16 protein-coding genes and 1 pseudogene are annotated in these 19,977 nt (G+C 55.5%); 6 read left to right on the forward strand and 11 right to left on the reverse strand.

Going from position 1 to position 19,977, the window contains the following annotated elements; all coding sequences use genetic code 11:
* Positions 1-4: 4 nt before the first annotated feature.
* Positions 5-1,981, reverse strand: coding sequence for an AMP-binding protein (locus RZ517_RS17450; RefSeq protein ID WP_338549391.1), 1,977 nt, complete (start codon positions 1,979-1,981; stop codon positions 5-7).
* A 201-nt stretch (positions 1,982-2,182) separates the two neighbouring features.
* Here RZ517_RS17450 and RZ517_RS17455 point away from each other — a divergent pair, with 201 nt between their 5' ends.
* The 6 genes and pseudogenes from RZ517_RS17455 to RZ517_RS17480 all read left to right on the forward strand — a co-directional run bounded on the left by RZ517_RS17455 (position 2,183) and on the right by RZ517_RS17480 (position 8,349).
* On the forward strand, positions 2,183-2,785 hold the full coding sequence (locus RZ517_RS17455; protein ID WP_338549392.1) for a 2-hydroxychromene-2-carboxylate isomerase: 603 nt from the start codon (positions 2,183-2,185) through the stop codon (positions 2,783-2,785).
* Positions 2,782-4,683, forward strand: coding sequence for a PAS-domain containing protein (locus tag RZ517_RS17460; protein WP_338549393.1), 1,902 nt, complete (start codon positions 2,782-2,784; stop codon positions 4,681-4,683). Before RZ517_RS17455 ends, RZ517_RS17460 begins: the two co-directional genes overlap by 4 nt.
* Positions 4,680-5,387, forward strand: coding sequence for a response regulator transcription factor (locus tag RZ517_RS17465; RefSeq protein WP_338549394.1), 708 nt, complete (start codon positions 4,680-4,682; stop codon positions 5,385-5,387). Before RZ517_RS17460 ends, RZ517_RS17465 begins: the two co-directional genes overlap by 4 nt.
* Before the next feature lie 77 nt (positions 5,388-5,464).
* Complete coding sequence (locus RZ517_RS17470) at positions 5,465-6,115, forward strand: histidine phosphatase family protein (protein ID WP_338549395.1); 651 nt, start codon at positions 5,465-5,467, stop codon at positions 6,113-6,115.
* Between the two features lie 33 nt (positions 6,116-6,148).
* Positions 6,149-7,203, forward strand: a pseudogene (locus tag RZ517_RS17475) (saccharopine dehydrogenase).
* A 3-nt stretch (positions 7,204-7,206) separates the two neighbouring features.
* A complete protein-coding gene (locus tag RZ517_RS17480) occupies positions 7,207-8,349 on the forward strand; it encodes a saccharopine dehydrogenase family protein (RefSeq protein ID WP_338549396.1) in 1,143 nt (380 codons plus the stop codon).
* Between the two features lies 1 nt (position 8,350).
* On the opposite strand, the gene RZ517_RS17485 is transcribed toward RZ517_RS17480, so the two are convergent.
* The 10 genes from RZ517_RS17485 to RZ517_RS17530 all read right to left on the reverse strand — a co-directional run bounded on the left by RZ517_RS17485 (position 8,351) and on the right by RZ517_RS17530 (position 19,881).
* A complete protein-coding gene (locus RZ517_RS17485; protein ID WP_338549397.1) occupies positions 8,351-9,280 on the reverse strand; it encodes a 3-hydroxyacyl-CoA dehydrogenase NAD-binding domain-containing protein in 930 nt (309 codons plus the stop codon).
* Complete coding sequence (locus tag RZ517_RS17490) at positions 9,280-10,020, reverse strand: SDR family NAD(P)-dependent oxidoreductase (RefSeq protein ID WP_338549398.1); 741 nt, start codon at positions 10,018-10,020, stop codon at positions 9,280-9,282. Before RZ517_RS17490 ends, RZ517_RS17485 begins: the two co-directional genes overlap by 1 nt.
* A gap of 34 nt (positions 10,021-10,054) precedes the next feature.
* Positions 10,055-10,846, reverse strand: a complete 792-nt coding sequence (locus RZ517_RS17495) for an SDR family NAD(P)-dependent oxidoreductase (protein WP_338549399.1) — start codon at positions 10,844-10,846, stop codon at positions 10,055-10,057.
* Positions 10,843-12,384, reverse strand: coding sequence for a choline-sulfatase (gene betC / locus RZ517_RS17500; RefSeq protein ID WP_338549400.1), 1,542 nt, complete (start codon positions 12,382-12,384; stop codon positions 10,843-10,845). Before betC ends, RZ517_RS17495 begins: the two co-directional genes overlap by 4 nt.
* Entirely contained in the window at positions 12,381-13,520 is a 1,140-nt protein-coding gene (locus tag RZ517_RS17505; protein ID WP_338549401.1) for an aromatic ring-hydroxylating oxygenase subunit alpha, read from the reverse strand. The genes betC and RZ517_RS17505 overlap by 4 nt, the downstream gene beginning before the upstream one ends.
* A 104-nt stretch (positions 13,521-13,624) precedes the next feature.
* A complete protein-coding gene (locus tag RZ517_RS17510) occupies positions 13,625-14,620 on the reverse strand; it encodes a GlxA family transcriptional regulator (RefSeq protein ID WP_338549402.1) in 996 nt (331 codons plus the stop codon).
* A 62-nt stretch (positions 14,621-14,682) separates the two neighbouring features.
* Positions 14,683-16,695: a CocE/NonD family hydrolase gene (locus RZ517_RS17515; protein WP_338549403.1), complete on the reverse strand. Its 2,013-nt coding sequence runs from the start codon at positions 16,693-16,695 to the stop codon at positions 14,683-14,685.
* A 68-nt stretch (positions 16,696-16,763) separates the two neighbouring features.
* Positions 16,764-18,161 carry a TRAP transporter large permease gene (locus tag RZ517_RS17520; protein WP_338549404.1) on the reverse strand — a complete coding sequence of 466 codons (1,398 nt, stop codon included), beginning with the start codon at positions 18,159-18,161 and terminating at the stop codon, positions 16,764-16,766.
* Positions 18,161-18,790 (reverse strand): TRAP transporter small permease subunit, encoded by a 630-nt coding sequence (locus RZ517_RS17525; protein ID WP_338549405.1) that lies wholly within the window; start codon positions 18,788-18,790, stop codon positions 18,161-18,163. The genes RZ517_RS17520 and RZ517_RS17525 overlap by 1 nt, the downstream gene beginning before the upstream one ends.
* Positions 18,791-18,864: 74 nt before the next feature.
* Complete coding sequence (locus RZ517_RS17530; protein WP_338549406.1) at positions 18,865-19,881, reverse strand: C4-dicarboxylate TRAP transporter substrate-binding protein; 1,017 nt, start codon at positions 19,879-19,881, stop codon at positions 18,865-18,867.
* Positions 19,882-19,977: the final 96 nt, after the last annotated feature.

A 19,977-nucleotide genomic window follows, 5' to 3' on the forward strand; every position in this document is an offset into this window, starting at 1 on the left:
CATCCTATTCCGCTGCTACTTTATCTGGTGCACTCACGGCTTCGACCTTTGCTGAAACAATGCTCAGCGTAGCGCTGATCGAGCCTTTCCGCCCATCTTCGTAGGTCACCTCTGTGGTCGTGAAAATGTCGTCCGAACCGTCATAGAGCGCACCCAGCAGGTCCTCGAATTTCTCCGAAATCACCCCTCTGCGCACCTTACGCGTGCGAGTCATTTCGCCATCGTCAGCGTCCAATTCCTTGTGCAGAACGATAAAGCGGTGCACCTGACAGTGAGCCAGCATAGGATCATCGGCAAGCGACCGGTTAACCTCCTCTACATGGCTCCTGATCGTCTCGAGCACCTGCTGATGTCCGGCAAGCTCCTGATACGACGCGTAACCGATATTGTTCCGCTCCGCCCAATTCCCGACAGCGTTAAGGTCAATGTTGATGAACGCCGTACATTCGTCCCGCTGATTGCCAAAAACCACAGCCTCCAGAATGTTGGGATAGAATTTCAGTTTGTTTTCAACATATTTAGGCGCGAACATCTGACCACTCGCCATTTTACCCACATCCTTGGCGCGGTCGATGATCCGAAGATGTCCAGAGCTTTCGTCGATAAAGCCGGCGTCCCCCGTCGCAACCCAACCTTCGGCATCCTTAGTCGAAGCGGTGCTTTCAGGGTTTTTATAGTATTCCTCGAACACACCCGCGCTGCGATAGAACACCTCGCCGCTGTCCGCAATGCGCAGCTCAACCCCCGGCGCAGCAATCCCGACAGTATCATTGCGCACTTCGCCATCAGGTTGAAGAGTGATGAAAACACTGGCCTCGGTCTGGCCGTAGAGCTGTTTCAAATTAATGCCCAGCGCACGGTAAAACTCAAAAATCTCAGGACCAATCGCTTCACCAGCCGTATACCCGACGCGCACACGCCCGAACCCAAGCGTGTCTTTCAGCGGCCCATAGATCATCAGGTTTCCAAGCTTGTACTTCAGACGGTCCCAACCGCTGACCGACCCACCATCAAGAATGGCCGGACCTACCTTACGGGCATGATCCATGAACTTTTCAAACAACCATCGCTTGAACCGCCCGGCATCTTCCATGCGGATCATGACGTTGGTGAGCTGTGTCTCGAAAACGCGCGGTGGAGCAAAATAGTAGGTTGGGCCGATCTCTCGCAGATCGACATGCATTGTATCTGCACTTTCGGGACAGTTCACACAGAAGCCGCACCAATAAGCCTGACCAATGGAAAAGATGAAATCCCCGACCCAGGCCATGGGCAGATAGGCCAACACTTCTTCGGCACCGGTCAGTTTGTCGAACTCAGAGGAGGACTTTGATGCCTCGATGATGTTGCGGTTTGAAAGCACCACACCCTTGGGTTTGCCGGTCGTCCCGGACGTGTACAGCATGACGCAGGTGCTGTCGTAGTCGAGCTTGGCGCGGCGCGCGGCCAGATCGCCGGAGAATTCGTCTCTCGCAGCCCGCCCCTGTTCCTGTACATGGCTGAATTCATGCAGCTTGTGATGGTCGTATTTCCGCAAACCCCGCGGATCGACATAGATCATATGTTCGAACTGATGCAGGCTCTCCTGGATGTCTATGATCTTGTCGACCTGTTCCTGGTCTTCAACAATCGCAAACCGCGCGCCACAATGGTCAAGCACATAGGCCATCTCTTCGGAAGCCGAATCCTGATACACTGGAACAGGCACAGCACCTACGCATTGTGCAGCAACCATGGACCAATAGAAGTATGGTCGGTTGCGTCCCGCGATAGCAATGAAGTCGCCTTCGTTGATGCCAAGGTTCAGCAAACCCAGCGCAAGCGCTTCGATCTCTTTCTCGGTTTCGGCCCACGTCCAGCTCTGCCAGATGCCGTATTCTTTTTCACGATAGGCCGGTTTAGTCCCAAGCTGGGTGGCATTCCGATGAAGAAGCGCCGGAATGGACTGAAGCCCCTCCGCCGCCTTTGACGACTTTGCCAATTCTATTCCTCCCGTTGTCCGCTATGCGAACGGATCGTCATTCATTGGACGATTCTTAACACTTCATAGAGTGCGTGCCTGACACTCGACGTCAACTTTTTCCTGAAGTTTTCCAGATTCCTACGAATTGTAACAAGGGTCGCACAACCCTTGACATCCTGCTTTGGCTGACCGGAATTGAAGGAGGAGGAGCGCTGCGTTATGACCAATCCAAAGCTGGACTTCTGGTTCGAATTTGCCTCGACCTATTCCTACCTGAGTGTGATGCGTCTACCGGAACTGGCCGCTCAGGCCGGGGTGGAGGTAGCTTGGCGACCTTTCCTGCTTGGGCCGATTTTCAAGTCACAAGGGTGGGACACGTCTCCGTTTATCGTCTATCCGGCCAAGGGCCGATACATGCTGCGCGATATGGAACGGCTGGCTCAGCGCCAGGGGCTACGCTTTCGCCATCCGGGCCCATTTCCGCAGAATGGATTATTGGCGGCTCGTGTCGCGCAACTCGCCCTGGAAACGACGCGCGGCATCGCGTTTTGCCAAAACGTTTATCTGATGCAATTCGATGAAGGGCAAAACATAGCAGAACCCGAAGTGATCGCGGCCTGTCTGGAGGCAACAAAACTGCCCACCGACTTGATTGACCAAGCTCAAGAGACGACAAACAAGCACCGCTTGCGAGAAACCACCGAAGAGGCCATGCGCCGGGGCGTTTTCGGCGCGCCGAGTTTCACCGTTGGTGATGAGCTATTTTGGGGGGATGATCGGCTGGAAGCGGCAGTTGAATGGGTCACCCAGGCAAGGCCATGAGTCAAAACGACAAGACACAGATGACAATCGCTGGTTTGAACCTGATCCAGCAGGCGTTGACGATCTATGATGGCGATCTGCATCTGGCCGTGTGCAATCGCCGCTTTCAGGAAATGTTTGATCTGCCCGATGCCTTGGTCACACCCGGCGCTCAGTTTGCGGACACGATCCGCTATCTGGCGCAACGCGGCGACTATGGCGATGTGGGCGAACTAGAGCGGTTTGTGGCGGATCGGGTCGAAATCGCGCGCACGTTTAAGCCGCACTACATGGAACGCACCCGCGCCAATGGATTGGTTATTTCTGTCGAAGGTTCACCATTGCCGGAAGGTGGGTGGGTGACGGTTTACACCGACATCACAAAAACCCGTCAGCAGGAGGACCTTCTCAGCGCGCGATCCGAAGAGCTTTCCGATCAGCTCATCAATTATTCTCAAGACCTCGCCGCAGCCAACCGCAAGCTGGAAGCAACCATCACTGCGCTCGAAGAAGCCAAGCGCCAAATCACCGAGGCCGAGGCACGTATGCGTCTGACCACCGAAATGGTTCCAGCCCATATCGCGCATATCGGGGCGGACTGGCGCTATACCTACTCAAATCGTCGCCTGAGCACGATCATGCCAGGAACCCTGGCCGATCCGGTAGGGCAAGACCCCAAGACCGCGTTGGGAGAGCAACCTTTCGTCGTCCTGGAACCACATTTGAAGCGCGCATTCGACGGCACGCCAAGCGTGTTTGAATTCACCCACGAAGACAGCTCGCGCCGTATCCGCGTCGCGCTCACGCCAGACCCGGCAACCGGAGGGGTGTACATCCTGTCGATGGATATCACCGAAGAAGCCCAGACGCGCGCCGCTTTACAGCAAACCCGCCGTCGCGAGATGGCCGCTCAATTGACCTCTGGTCTGGCGCATGACTTTTCCAATCTTCTGACCATCATTCTGGGAATGCAATCGCGGTTGAAAAGCATGGCTCTTCCACAGGACGGAGCGGAACTGATTGCTGCGACAATCAACGCGGCGCGGCGCGGCGGAAGCTTACTTGACCGGATTGCCGACATGACAGGACCCAGAGAGCACACACCTGTGCCGACAGATCTGTCCGAGTTTTTACGCGATCTGAGCACATTGGTCTTGTCGACCTTACCCCAGGGCGTCGAGTTTGAGACCATCAACAATACGGGACTTAGAACCTGTTCACTCGATCCCGGCATGTTGCAGGATTCACTGCTCAACCTGGCGATCAATGCGCGGGATGCATGTGGTGAGCGTGGCAAAATCACACTCCGTGTCGAAAAAGTTCAAAACACGTGGATCGATTTCGCAATGGAAGACTCAGGCCCCGGGTTTTCCGAAGCCGCTATGGCACATGCCTTCGATCCCTTTTTTACAACCAAGGGGGGCGAAGGCTCGGGCCTAGGCCTGACCATGGTCTATGACATGACCAAACTTGCCGGAGGTCGTGTTCTGCTGGCCAATCACGAGGCAGGTGGACGCGTGACACTGCGCCTTCCACACAGGGCAAGCGATAGGCTTGATGCGCCCGGCTTGGTTCTCTTGGTCGAAGACAGTCCGGACTTGCGTGATACTATTCGGGCTATGCTGCGCGGCGCAGGGCATGCCGTTATAGAAGCATCCACCGCAGCAGAGGCCCTTGCACTGACCAAAGACATGCCAGAAATCACCACGATCTTGTCTGACATCTCTCTGGAAGGAGAAGACACCGGACTGGACCTGGTACAAGCTTTGTCCGGAGATCCGAGACCAATTTTTCTCATAACCTCCCTGCCACCGGATGACCCTTTGCATCGCGCGGCACGCCAAGTGGTGCCGGTGCTGCGCAAACCTTTCCAGGCATCCGATTTGGAACAGCTTCTTAAAACCGGAGCCACCCCATGACCTCCGACGCGCCTTTGGTGACAATCCTCGACGATGAACCCGCCATACGCAGCATGCTGGCACGTGCCCTTGAAGACGCAGGGTTTCGAACAATGGCCTTTGGTCGTGCTACCGAGTTTGAAGCCGCTCTCGCCAAAACGTCACCGGATGTTTGCCTTGTTGACCTTTCACTGCCGGATAAGGACGGACTGACTGTTGTGCATCAGCTGGCGCTTGAACAAGGCGCTCGGGTGATTATCATCTCGGGCAGAGCCGAAGTTCGTGATCGCGTCACCGGGCTGGAACTCGGTGCGGATGACTACATCATCAAACCCTTTGATCCCTCCGAGGTGGTTGCTCGGATACGCGCGCATTTGCGCCGAGACTCACCGTCGAGCGCCAAAGGTGACACGGCAAGATTTAGCGGGTGGGTGGCGCATTTCGATCGCTACGTTCTTTGCGACGAGACCAACACCGAGACGCCGTTCTCCCATGCAGAGGGAGAGGTCCTGCGCTTGTTTCTGGAACGACCCAAACGACTCATCTCTCGCCAGGCCATGCAGGAGGCGTTGGGGGGCGCTGCTGGGGAAAGCTTCGACAGGGCGATGGACGTGCGTATTTCACGCTTGCGCACAAAACTAAAGGAAGATCCAAAAAACCCAAAACTCATAAAGACGATTTACGGTGCAGGATATATTTTTCTCGGAGATGTGCAGTGGAGTTGACTTGCACCTGAACACGTCTTCACCCGCGCGTTCACAACGTCTACTGTGCCGCCAAGACAGACCAGAAGGCAGGTAAGGTGGCAGAAATTATTCTCGTGCGGCACGGTCAAGCCAACAGCTCCGCGACAGACGAAGAAAGCTATGATCGCCTATCTGAGCTGGGACGCGTACAGGCGGCATGGCTGGGCCAGCACATGCGTGACACGAACCCGCGTTTTGACCGTGTTTTGACAGGCACGCTTAGTCGGCAAATCGAAACGGCACGCGCGATGGGCTACAACTCGGCGACACAAGATACCAGGTTAAACGAGTTGAGTTATTTTGCTCTGGCCGACGCGGCCCAGGTCGAACATGGGTTGCCAACCCCGCAAACGACAGCGGACTTTGCCACTCATCTGCCATTTCTGATGGAACTCTGGACAAGCAACAGATTGGAAAACGTTCCCGAATCTTTCGACGCCTTCTCTGCGCGCATCACGGCGCTTATTGACGAGATGTGCACTGCGGCGGGGCGCACCTTATTGGTCACTTCGGGAGGCGTGATCGGCATGGCCATGCGACATGCACTCCATCTGGACGAAAAGGGCATGTCCAAAATCATGTTACAGATTACCAACGCGTCACTTCATCGCTTGCATTTCGTGCATGAGACTTTGATGGTCGGCGGATTTAATGCGACGCCTCATCTGGATTCACCCGACCGCGCACATGCTCGGACCTATGTCTGAGGACGCCGCACGCTTGCTAGAACAGGAGAAAACATGACGCATCTCTGGGTCAGAGCGGAAAGCCGCGAAAATGAGGACCGTGTCGGGTTGACCCCGGAGGGTGCGGCTGCACTCTTGGCGCAAGGCATGCATGTGAGTGTCGAAGAGAGCGAAAGCCGTGTCATCCCGATCGAAGACTATCGCGAACAAGGATGCGCCATCGTTCCCCAGTACAGCTGGCCCGAGGCCCCATCAGACGCGATCATCTTTGGGCTAAAGGAACTTCCAAGTGATGATACACCTCTGCGTCACAGACACATCATGTTCGGTCATGCCTTCAAGGGACAATTCTCTGGTCAACGCTTGCTGAAACGCTTTAGGTCAGGCAACGGCACGTTATACGATCTGGAGTATCTGGTTGACGAGAGCGGTAGGCGCGTGGCTGCGTTTGGCTATTGGGCCGGGTACGCTGGCGCGGCCGTCAGCCTGATGGCTTGGGCGGCTCAGCAACGTGGCCAGACATGCCCGCCAGTGGCGGCGTATCCGAATAAAACAGCCTTGCTTGAGGATCTCACAGCGCGCCTCGATGCCACGGGTTCGCCGCGCCCTACGGCGATTGTCATCGGTGCATTGGGGCGCGTTGGCACCGGGGCGGCAGATCTTTGCGATGCGATGAATGTTCCCGCGACCCGGTGGGATATGGCGGAGACAAATCATGGAGGGGCCTTCCCGCAAATCCTGGAACATGATCTGTTTCTTAATTGTATTTTTGCGCGTCCTGGCACACCGGTTTTCGTACCCAAAGATGCTTTGACAGCTGAGCGAAAGCTTTCTGTCATCGGCGATGTGGCCTGTGATCCTGACAGCGACTACAACCCAGTACCGATCTATGACGCCGCCACAAGCTGGACAGAACCGGTGATCCGTGTGAACGAAGCCCCCCTCTGGATGTCATGGCGATCGACAATCTGCCGTCACTTTTGCCACTGGAATCATCCATTGATTACGCAGCCCAGTTATTGCCAACGCTGCAAAGCCTCGACAATCTGGACCAAGGTGTCTGGGCGCGGGCAGAAGCAGAGTTCAAAACGCATGTGAAAGGGATCTGACGCATGACAATTCATTGGTGTGGAACGGGTCTTTCGGCCATTCCCGGTCTAAGACGTTTGATCGAAGCCGGACATGAAGTTGTCGTCTGGAACAGAACGATAGACAAAGCACAGGATGCGGTGGGTGACCTGACAGATCGTATCCATGCCTTCAACTTTGACACATTGTCCGGCGATGTCGCGGAAGATGATACCGTTGTGTCCATGCTCCCCGGCGATTGGCACGTGCCGTTGGCTGAAATGTGCATCAACAAAGGCGCAAATTTCGTGTCTTCGTCATATATCGCACCGGAGATGCGCGAGTTGCACGCCAAGGCGGTCGTACGAGGCGTGGCCGTGGTCAACGAAATTGGGCTTGACCCAGGCATCGATCACCTGATGGCGCATCATTTGATCGCTGACTACATGGCGTCGCCCGCCTTTAGTGCAAACAACGACTTATCCTTTCTGTCCTATTGCGGCGGCATTCCCAAGATCACCAACGCTTTTCGATACAAGTTCAGCTGGTCGCCACTGGGTGTGCTCAAGGCCCTTCGATCCCCTTCGAAATCTATTCGCAACTACACCGAACTGAATGTCGCCAGACCTTGGGATGCCATCACGTCATATGAAGCGCCATTGCCAACGCCTGAGACGTTCGAGGTTTACCCCAACCGCGATTCCCTTCCCTTCATGGAAGACTATCGATTTGAGCCGACTTGGCGTGTCAAAGAGTTCGTGCGAGGCACATTGCGGTTGAATGGTTGGGCCGATGCCTGGTCCGGAGTGTTTGAAGAAATTGAGACGCTCCAAGGCGACGAAGGTGAAGCGCGTCTCATAGAAATGTCAGACCAGTTCTGGCGCGAGAACGCCTATGCCGAAGGTGAACCGGATCGTGTGGTGCTTTGCGTGGAATTCAAGGCAGAACGCCAAGGTATCCCCGTTTGGCATAAGACTTTTGTGATGGACGCATGGGGCGATGAGCGCGGCACAGCCATGGCGAGATTGGTTTCAATACCGGTTTCAATGGCTGTAGAGGCTGTACTCAACCGCGAAATCCCTGCCGGTGTAAGCCCCGCGCCACATGATCCGAAGCTGGTGACACGGTTCCTGACCGAGGTCGACAGGCTGGCCCAGCATTTACAGGTGGTTGATCACTTGGCTTAACTCAGCCTTTGGCACGCAGGGCTTGTTGCATGGCCAGGATCATACGGTCACGATCTGTTGACAGGTCTTCAACTGAGCGCCCTTTTGTGGCTTCTTTGATGCCTTCGACCAACATATCAGCCGTTCCATCGTCAAGCACCGGTGCGCCTAGATCATCCCACCAGCCATTAAACGTATCACTGAAGTGATCGCAAAAAGCAGCGAGTCCGCCCGGCCCAGCGCCAAGGTTGAAAAGCATCGTTGGCCCCATCACCGCCCAGCGCAGTCCTGGCCCCGCGCTCATCGCCTTATCCACGTCGGCAACACTGGCCACACCGGATTGCACCAGATGGATCGCCTCTCGCCAGACGGCCGCCTGAAGACGATTGGCGACATGGCCCGGCACTTCTTTTTGCACGCGGATCGTCGTTTTTCCCACATCCGCATAGAATGCTTCCGCCGCCTCTACCACGCCTTCCGCGGTGTGTTCATTTCCCATGGTTTCCACCAATGGAATCAAGTGCGGCGGATTGAACGGATGTCCCAAAATCATACGCGACGGGTTCTTCCAACCAGCCTGCATCTGTCCGAGCGTCAAGCCAGAAGCCGAGCTGGCAAGCACGGCGCCCGCCTTCAGATGTGGTTCGATCTGGGCAAAGACCGCATGCTTGATTGCTATGCGTTCAGGTACACTTTCCTGAATGAAATCGGCATTCCTAACAGCTTCGCTCGCATCCAAATGAAACGTGACAGCCTCAGGATCCCCCCGTACAGTCAACCCAAGCGCCTCCATGACAGGCCAGGCGCGTGTGATGTAGTCCCGCACCAGTTTTTCAGCTTCCGGTGCCGGATCGTAAACCGCTACGGACCGCCCGGACGCCAAAAAGAGCGCAGTCCAGCTTGCACCTATGACACCGGCTCCAAGGCACGCGGCTTTCTCAAAATTGGCCATTAAAACATTCCCGGATTGAGAGGCGAGGCTGCTGTCATGCCGCCATCCACGGTGAACATCTGACCTGTAGCAAAAGAGGCATCATCAGATGCAAGCCAAACCGCCATGGCCGCGATGTCCTCTGGTTGCCCAAAACGTCCGACAGGATGGCGCAACAGAGCATCTTTACGCGCAGCGGCAGGATCACGCGCCAGATCAAACCCCGCCTCCAGCATGCCGGTGTTGATCCATCCGGGGCAAATTGCGTTGCACCGAATTCGTGGTCCGTGATCCACCGCAATGGACCGCGTCAAACCATGTACGAAAGCCTTGGACGCATTGTAGAGCGCCATGCGGGGATCGGCAACGTGGCCCGAAATGGATCCGATGTTTATGATGGCGCCGCCTGTGTTCATCTTGGGGATCAGCGCACGACACATGTTGAACACACCGCGACAATTCGCGCCTGTAACCGCGTCCCAATCCTTGTCTGTGCTTTCGACAACTGTTTTTTCAACTTGAACACCTGCATTGTTCACCAGCACATCAAGTGTGTCTATGCCTTGGGCCAAGGTTTCAACAGTCTCAACCTGGGCCACGTCTGCCTGCATCCAACCCACCACGTCTGGCAAGTCTTCTGGCCGTGCGCTGCGACCGCAGGCCCAAACCTGCGCCCCTTCCGCCAAAAAAGCATGAACGATGCCACGGCCAATCCCTTGCCGTCCACCAGTGATAAGTGCCTTCTTCCCTGCGAGCCGCATCACGTTCACCTGTGTTTCTCTGTTCGCAAGATACTCACAACCGCATCTGCTGCACTTGGGCCGACAACCCGCCATCCAGCACCCAAAGCTGACCCGAGGCATAACGCGCTTCGTCGCTGGCCAACCAGTTTACCAGATTGGCGATGTCCTCGGGCGTGCCATAAGTGCGCATGGGATGCACATCGCGCACAGCCTTTTGCAGTTGGTCAATGCTCTGGCCGCCACCGCCTGACCCGTCACCGGTGAAAAAGCTCTGCAACATCGGCGTATCGACATAGCCGGGGCAGATGGCATTTACTCGGATACCTTCCGGGCCATGGTCACAGGCCATGGCCCTGGTGAGTGCGTGAACGGCTCCTTTCGTGGCGCAATAAGCCGCCAGACCAGGGTCGGCGATAAGTCCGTCATAAGAACCAAAGTTGATAATGCTGGCGCTTGTCGCCCCTTGCGCTGCCTTTCGCATAAGAGGCAACGCATATTTCGAGGTCAGAAATGTACCCGTGACGTTCACAGCAAAAGACTGGTTCCACTCCTCAAGGCTGGTGTCTTCGATCGTTTTTTCGATCTCGATCCCGGCGGCATTGACCAGAATATCCAGACGCTCTTGTTCTGAATCAACTTGATCCATGACTGCGCGAACATTGTCCTCGCTGGTAACGTCCAGCTTAAGAAAACGAGCGCTGCCCTCGGGCAGACCAAGCGAGCCGGACACATCCAGATCTGCGGCATAGACAGTGGCACCTTCGCGCTCAAACCGATCACAGATCGCGCGGCCTATGCCACCACGACCACCCGTGACCACGGCCACTTTACCCTTCAAGATCATCCTTCTTCCTTTTCAAGTGGCGGGAACCTGTAGCGGGACGCCGCGACCGTCCAGTCCAAGTGGTTACGCACATATTCCTGGCTTGCATCACGTGGCGGGTTGTAGTCCCAGGTTTCCGATGCACCAGCCTCCATCGCTGCATGCAACGCACGTCGTGTGCGTTGCGTGGCGACAATGTCGGTTTTTAGCTTCTCGCTGTCCCAACGCGCGGCGACTTCTGAAGCAAATGCTGCTGCCTGTTCGGTATAGGCAGCGTCATTGGCCAGATTGACCAACTCCGAGGGGTCATTTTCCAGATCATAAAGCTGCGGCGGATCAACATCACAATGTATGTATTTGAATCGACCTCGGCGGATCATGAACACCGGCGCAGACGTCATTTCCGCACAATACTCGCCGATGGCTTCATCTGCGGTATCCGTTTCGCCGTGCATAAGCGGAACCAGGCTGCGGCCATCAACCGGTTCCCCAAAGATACAGGCATCGCCACCGCCCAAGTCTACGAATGTCGGCAGCATATCAACCAATGAACAGGCGTTTGACACAACGTCCTGCGCGACGCCCGGTCCAGCCACGACAAGCGGGACGCGCGCGGAATGTTCAAAGAAATTCATCTTGTACCACAACCCACGCTCGCCCAGCATGTCACCGTGATCCGCCGTGACAATGACTATGGTGTTCTCGGTTTCGCCCATCTCGTCGAGCGTTCTGACGATCTCACCAATTTTGCTGTCGAAGTAGCTGACATTGGCAAGATAGGCACGGCGCGCATGGCGCACTTCTTCCTCGGTCAGAGGCACGTAACTGGCTTCGATGCCGTCCATGATCCGTTTGGAGAAGGGATCTTGCGCCTCTGGCGGCAAGTTCACCTTGGGCATGTCAATGTCTTCATCCGAATAGAGGTTCCACCATTCCGGTTTCGCCACATATGGGTCATGTGGGTGAATGAAACTCGCCACCAGTAGAAATGGCGCTGCATCCCCTGCCGCGCGATCCCGTCCTCGGTCAATCAACCAACGCCGCGCGGCAAACCCGACCTCATCGTCATAGTCCGTCTGGAACGTGGCCACCGCCGGTCCGCTTTCCTTGACCGTCTGCATATTGTGATACCACTTGTCGATCCGCTCATCGGCAGCTTCCCAATCCGGCGTCCAGGCAAAATCAGCGGGATATATGTCGGTCGTCACCCGGTCCTGAAAACCATGCATCTGATCCGGGCCAACAAAGTGCATCTTGCCACTCAGGCAGGTGCGATAGCCCAGCATCCGCATGTAATGTGCAAAAGTCGGAACAGAGGCACGAAACTCGGACGCGTTGTCATAGGCGGCAATCCGGCTGATAAGTTGGCCAGACATGAAAGCAAAGCGCGAGGGTGCGCAGAGCGGTGAGTTGCAATAGGCCGCATCAAACCGGGCCCCGCGCGCGGCTAAAGCATCTAGATGCGGTGTCTTGGCAACGGAATGTCCGTAAGCCCCGGTAAAGTGCGGGGCCAGTTGATCGGCCATAACGACAACGATGTTTGGCACATCGGCGCTCATCCCACGGCTCGTTCGTAAGCGTCCAGAACCAACCCATGGAAGTGGTGCACCGCATGCTCGGATTTGCCCGAGCCTGACGGATCATTGACAATGCGTCCTTGGGTGAAAGCGGGTGTGTTCATCCCGCGCTGCACGCTTTCGACCAGATTGATGTCCTCGACCTGAAGCACCTCATCAAGATAACGCATTGCATCAAGTTCCATGGGATCGGGGTCGGGTGTTTCAAGGAAGAAATCATAGGTTTCCAACGTTCGGTCAGGCCCAACAGGAATTATGTTGAGAACGATCATCGACGACCGCCCCGGATAGCGCATCAGGCAGGTTGTCGGCCAAAGCCACCAGACAGCATGGGTGCGCACCGTAGCGTTTGAGACATCATAGGCCGTGTTTGTCCCTTTGCCCGCATCGGCCATATGCGAAGAATAAATTCCATGTGTCGTGACCTTGTATGAATCCATATCGACAAGGTCGCAGAAATCCTTGTGCGCCGTTGGGCAGTGGTAGCATTCGAGAAAGTTGTCGACGACATTCTTCCAGTTGGACTTGATGTCATAGGTCAGGCGACGGCCAAAGGTGAGCTGCTCGATATCCGGAGCCCAGTGGCGTATTTCCGTTTCCAGATCGCCCGACTGCTCACTCAGAGATGCGGCTTCTGGATCAAGATTAACAAACACAAACCCGCAGAATTCCTCGACCTGTACCTGATCGAGACAGATCTGCCCCATATCGAAGTCCTGAAGATTTTCGGTCTCGGGTGCGCGCACAAGTTGACCGTCAAGTTTGTAGACCCAGGCGTGGTATGGGCACATGATGCGAGTCGTCTCGCCTTCGCCTGACAAAAGCTCATGCGCGCGGTGCTTGCAAACGTTGTAAAAGGCACGCAATGCGCCCTCGCGGTCGCGGACAATTGCAATAGGATGACCTGCAATCTGAGTGGTCAAATAGGACCCCGGGTTGCGAAGTTTCTCAAAGTGACACACCCACTGCCAGGTTTTGGCAAACACGGCCTTTTGATCAATGTCGTACCAGCGCGGCTCAACATAGGCCTCAGCGCGCAGTGACAACGATTTTGACGCATCAGCGGAATAACCCCGGGAAATGGCTTCGAATTCTGATTGATTGGGCCGTTCGGTCATAACAATCTCCCTTTTCGCGCTCGGGTATTCTGACCCTTAACAACGTCAATTCATGTCATCTTGATCGCTTGGAATTTAACTTTATTCGCCATAACACCTGTTTGTCATGCCTTGCGATGCATTGGCCAGGCGCGAAACTCGAACGGAACCCGACCTTCAATACGATCTTTGAGCGGCGGCAGCCCGAATCGCGCTTTGTAAGCTCGGCTGAAATGGACTTGATTGGCAAAGCCTGAGGCAATGGCCACTTCAGACAAAGGCATCTCGGTTTGCGTGACCAAGCCACGCGCGCGATCAAGGCGAATATCACGGTAATACAGCTGCGGCGTCTTTTTCACGTAGTCGTGGAACAACCGGTCCAGTTGTCGGTGCGAAATGCGAGCTTGTTTGCAAATCTCGGCAATCGAAAGCGGCGTCTCCAGATTCTTTTCCATAATGGAAATCGCCCGCCGGACCGACCCGGGTGCCGTGTTTCCCAATGGTTCGACCGGTGCCGCATTTTGTGGGCTGCCCATTGGGCGTACGCTTTGATGCAGGATATAGCGTGCCGCATCGTTGGCCAGCGCATCACCCTCCAGCCCGCGCAGGATGTTGAGTGCAAAATCCGTCGATGCGCTCCCACCGGCACAGGTGAGCCGATTGCCGTCAAAGACAAAGAGCTCTTCGCTGACCTCACACTCAGGATGAGTCTCGCCAAAGGCATCAATATGTTCGTAGTGAACCGTGGCGCGCTTATTGGCGAGCAATCCTGCCTCGGCAAGAATGAAAGCGCCTGTATCGAGCCCCGCCAAAGTGGCACCCTGTCGCGCCCACCGCCGCAAAGCTGAATGCAAGGCAGGCGTGCTGTGGCGTTCAGGTGTCCAACTGCTGGAGACGACCACCAAGTCAGCCCGATCTTCCGGCAAGGCTCGTGTCGTCAACTCAGTGCCATTGCTGGCCAAACAAGGACCACCTGCCTCCGACGCGATCAGCCAACGGAAACGCACTTGCCCCTCAAGGTAGTTCGCCGCGCGAAACGGATCGAGAAATCCCATCGTGGCCAGCACATTGAAATGCGGCGTCACGACAACAAGGATATTGAATTGCGTATCTCCGGGCATGGATTGTGGCCAATCAGATCAAAAATCCGTCTGTCTATGTGAACATGTTTTCCTAAACCCGCCTAGACCAGATCGCGCGGAATTTCCTCATCCCAGGTTTGACGGTACACCTCGTCCTCGCCACAATGTGCTTCTAGCTCTCCTTTCAAAACGAAATGCGTCTTTGTCGCATGCATGCGCGTTCGGGTGCGTGTTGCGACAGACCAAGCGCCGCGCGATACCTCCTCTGTCCAAGTCACATCGAAAGATGCGCTCAGTGGGTCATCCGGATGAATGCGATAAACCTCTTCATGCGTGGATGCTGTGGTCCAACCCTCATGATCGCTATGACGCATCTCGCCCTCATCCACCTTGAGACGATAGGTGACCTCTCCTGTGGTCAGATCAGATTGGAACCCATTCTCAAATTCAGGATTGGAAAGCTGTTCTACATCAAGAGGCTCCGCGCCTTCTGGTGGTAGAAACTCTGGCAGTCCGGCATCCAGGTCTGCGGCGTGGCGCACTGGCAGCGCAACCGTGCTTTGCCCCGTCACAATCCGCAGCGTGACCTTTTCGGGCATGGGCCAGATCACTGGCCAATACGTCGTTGAAAGCGCGATACGCAGTTTGTGGCCTGTCGCAAACCTGTGCCCACAATCGTTCAGTTTGAGACTCACGCGATAGCGCTTGCCGGGCGTCAAAGGCGTAGGATGTTCATGATCATCACGGTGCGTCAGATTGAGGACGCCGTAGCTGACTCGTGTTGCGGCCCCATCAGGCATCACATCACTCAGCACCGCAGCGATCATTGCCACAGGCTGATCACTTTCCAGTTCCAGCTCAAGCTCCGGCGCACCGAGAATGCTAAAATCCACTTCCAGTACCGGAGTATCAAACACCAGCGACCCACCCGCTTCGGCGCGCTGATCCCCGGGACCGTCAGGATCGAGCCCAAAGGCGCACCAGCGGCCACCAGCCATGCCGACTGTCTGAGGAGAACAGAGCGTCAATGCTTGGGCATTCTGTGCCACAGGCTCAAGACCCGTTGAATTGAGGTGCCAAATCTCTGACTTTACCTGTTGGCTCTGCCAACTTTCGGTTGCAGCCCACCGTCCTGGACGATGGTCGTAAAACGTCTGTGGCGACACGCCATCCTGCACCCAAGCGCGCAGAGCGGGTTCATCCATGATGCCGGTCTCAATGCCTTTCAGCCAATAGTCCCACCAGCGCAGGCATTCTTGCAAAAACCCAATTGCTGGACCCGGTTTGGCAAAATGCGGGTACTTGTGCGCCCACGGCCCTACAAGAACCTTACACGGGCTGTCCAATCCTTCAAGCAGGCGAAACACGGCGTTGGAATACCCATCTGCCCAGCCGCCAACAGCGTAGACCGCCGCCTTGATCTGCGAGAAATCCTCGCAGACCGAACCATGTTTCCAGAAGTCATCCCGGCGTTGATGCCGCAACCAGCCCGAAATCCAGAGACCACTGCCCCTAAGACGCTCCAACCAGATTTCTTTCCACTTGTTACCGGCAACCAAAGGGTCTGGAGGGGTGGTATTGAGCGAAAACATGTAGCTGGACCACCAAGGGTTATCCATCATCAGGCAGCCGCCCATATAGTGGATGTCATCCGCATAGCGATCATCGGTTGAGCAAATCGACACAATGGCTTTGAGCGCATCGGGCTGCCGTGCCGCCACTTGCAAACCATTGAAGCCGCCCCAGGAAATTCCGATCATGCCTACCGAACCGCTGCACCATGGCTGGGCTGTAATCCAGTTGATTACCTCAAGAGCATCATCCTGTTCCTGCGGGAGATACTCCCCCTCCATCACACCTTCACTGTCACCCGAGCCACGCATATCCACACGGATCGCGGCATAGCCATGCCCTGCAAAATAGGGATGGGTCAGGGCATCCCGTTCGGCGGTGCCATCGCTGCGCCGATACGGCAGGTATTCAAGGATAGCTGGAACCTGTTCTGTGCCTTTGGGTTTCCAGATCTTGGCAACCAGACGCACACCATCGGACATCTCGATAAAGACCGGGTCCAGCACCTCAATTTCATGAGGAAACTCTGTGATGGTTTTCATGATGCGTGCCTCCGACCCTCGGAGCTACTTTTCGCGTTTCAGGGCCGAAGTGCAATTCTCTTTGTGATCTAGGCCAAACTCGGCAACCAAAGCACGATGGCAGGAAACGCCACGAGCAAGGCAATCGTAATGGCATCTGCGATGAAGAATGGCGTCACACCCTTGAACACATCCTGAACGCTCAGATCATCACGCACGCCCGCAACCACGAAACAGTTGAGGCCAATAGGAGGTGTGATGAGACAAAACTCCGCCATTTTGACAACTAGGATGCCGAACCAGATCGCGCACATCTCACCTGACATGCCAAAGGTGCTGTCAGCTGCCAAAACATCCTCTCCACCATTGAGCGCCATGACCGCAGGATAAACCACGGGCAGCGTAAGCAAGAGCATGCCAATGGCATCCATGAACATGCCAAGAACCGCATAAGCCAAAAGGATGCAAACCAGAATGAGCCACGGTGACATTTCCAAAGCGGTCAGCCAATCTGAGAACGCGCCAGGCAAGTCGGCAAAACCGAGGAAGCGAACGTAGATCAGCACACCCCAGATGATCGAGAAGATCATGACAGTGAGCTTCGCTGTCTCAATGAGTGCAGACTTTAGCTCTCCCCAACCCATGCCGCGATAGAGTGCCATGAGAAACACGATGAAAGCGCCCACGGCACCGCCTTCGGTTGGTGTGCCCCAGGCATCGCCGAAAGGGTTATAGACAAAGAAGATGATAATCACGACCACAGCGACAATCGGCAAGGCCGGTGGCAGCGAGGCGAAACGCTCTCGCCATGTAAAACCACTGACAGGCGGCCCAACCGATTTGAAAACCATGGCGATAGTGATGATCAAAATGGCATAGACAAACGCCGAGAAGACACCGGGGATGAAACCAGCCAGCAAAAGCTTTCCCACGTCCTGTTCGACGATCAATGCATAGATCACCAGAATTGCAGAAGGCGGAATAAGGCTAGCCAGGGTACCACCAGCAGCTACGACACCTGCTGCAAATTGCTTGTTGTAGCCGACTTTGAGCATCTCTGGGATCGCGATCCGCGCAAAAACCGCCGCCGTGGCGACGCTGGCCCCGGAGACCGCAGCGAACCCTGCAGTGGCGAACACTGTCGAGACCGCCAAGCCCCCCGGCACCCAGGCGATCCAACGTTTTGCTGCTTCGAAAAGAGCACGTGTCAACCCGGCGTAGTAGGCCAAATATCCAATAAGAATGAATGTCGGAATCAGGCTAAGCGCATGCGCCGAAACCTTTGAATGCGGCACTTGTCCTGCCACCTTGACGCTTACTTCAACCGCCTTCCAGAACCGGGCAGGATCATAGTCAAAGCCATTCCAACGCAGCCAAATCAGCCCAAGGAAGCCAGCCAAACCCGCAGCAAACGCCACGCGCATGCCGAGAACAACCATGGCCAACATGCCAGCGGTGGTCCAAAGTCCGATTGTTATTGGGTCCATCAGTCGCGACCCTCCAACTGTTCTGCTTCCGCTGCAGCTTGTTCTGCCACTGTCATCTTGAGGGGCACTGCAACGGGCCGTTCCAACCCGAGTACCAGCGCGCGCGCGTATCCCCAAGCTTGCAAACATAAGCGCAGACACAGAACAGAAAACGCGACTGGGACAAGAAGTTTCGCAGGCCAAATCGGCAGGCCAATATCTATCGTGCTATCCCGGCTCCACAGCGGTTTGCTCATGTCAAAGCTGCGATCAAAGTGCGACCAACTCCCCCATACCAGCGCCACCATCAGGAGCAAGATCAACAGGATAGCGATCAATTCCAGCGCCCAGAGAATGCGACCGTTGAGCTGACCAATCAGAATATCCATGCGAATATGCCCGCCTTCGCGCTGAACATAGGACACCCCCATGATCGCAATAAGCGGCATCAAAAGCTCAATCCAATCGACATAGCCGGGCAAAGGTGCGCCAAAAAACTCGCGCCCACTGACCGAATAGGCGGCAAGAAACATCAAGGAAAAGGCAGCAAGACCACTAAAGAGCGCAAACACACGTTCAAGCTGTAGCAAGCCTCGGTCCAGCCGACTGAGCAGGCTGGAATCTTGCAATACGGTGGATGCGCCGGCCATTGTCCCCCTCCTGTATAGTGTTCAGGCCGAGGGTCTCCCCGGCCTGATTTCTTGTGTTTGCTGGCTTGTTAGATTCAGCTTCCGCTGCGGTGATCTTCGAGTGTCTTGATCACAAGATCGTAAAGTTCCTGACCTGGCAGGCCCTGGGATTCCATGTCAGCAATCCACGCTTCCCGAATGGGATCAGCAGCCTTGGCCTTGAAAGCTTCAATTTCGCTGTCCGCGATTTCGACCTTCTGAACGCCTTTCTCTTCCAGCACGCTGTCCCACTTCTTAAGCAGTTCACCATAATTCGCCAGGTAGTGATCCAAGGCCTCTGACACCGAGCTGTCCAATGCGGCACGGTGTTCATCCGACAAGCCTTCATAGGCGTCGATATTAACCACAACCGGGCAATTCACGGTGCCAGGGTTTAAGTTGGCGGTCCACCATTCGGCCTGATTAATTGTGCCAAAGCTCAGGTGGGCGTGCTGCGCGAACGCGACTGTGTCGACAACGCCAGATTCCATCGCCTGGTAAGCTTCGGTCGCTGTAACGGAAGTTGGTACGCCACCCACTGCCTCAAACGCTTTGCCAAGACCACCGGTTGCGCGCACACGCATGCCTTCGAAGTCTTTAAGCTCATCCCGCGGCTCGCCTGTGCCGACGATATTGTACTGTGGCATGGGCGACGTCATCAGAAGCTTGGCATTCCACTGCGCCATTTCTTCGGTCGCAGCAGGATGACTATAGACAGCCGCCGAGACCGCCATTTCTTCTTCCAGATTGCTCACGCCCAAGAACGGCAGTTCCAGTACAGTAATCACACGGTTCTTGTCCCTGTGATACCCTGCACAGAATTGCGCCATTTCGAAGGCGCCAATCGAGATACCGTCAAGGTTTTCCTTGTTCTTCGAAAGTCCGCCATAGCTGATGTTCAGAGTAAACTCGCCATTGGTCTTTTCACTGACCAATTCAGCCAGCTTTTCAACATGCTCGGTAAAGGCGCGGCGTTTACCCCAAAGGGATACATTCCATTCCGTCGCCAGGGCCTCTCCGGCAAAGGCAAATGACAGCGCGGCGGTGACGCCGGCTCCAAATAGTTTTTGCATTGTTTCTCTCCCTATCTTGTGCGGCAGATATTAGGGGGCTGAGCCGCGCAAGCAACAGGCGATTTTACATGGGCGATGCAAAGAAACTTAATCAAC

The sequence above is a fragment of the Roseovarius sp. S88 genome, from assembly GCF_037023735.1.
GTDB classification, from domain to species: domain Bacteria; phylum Pseudomonadota; class Alphaproteobacteria; order Rhodobacterales; family Rhodobacteraceae; genus Roseovarius; species Roseovarius phycicola.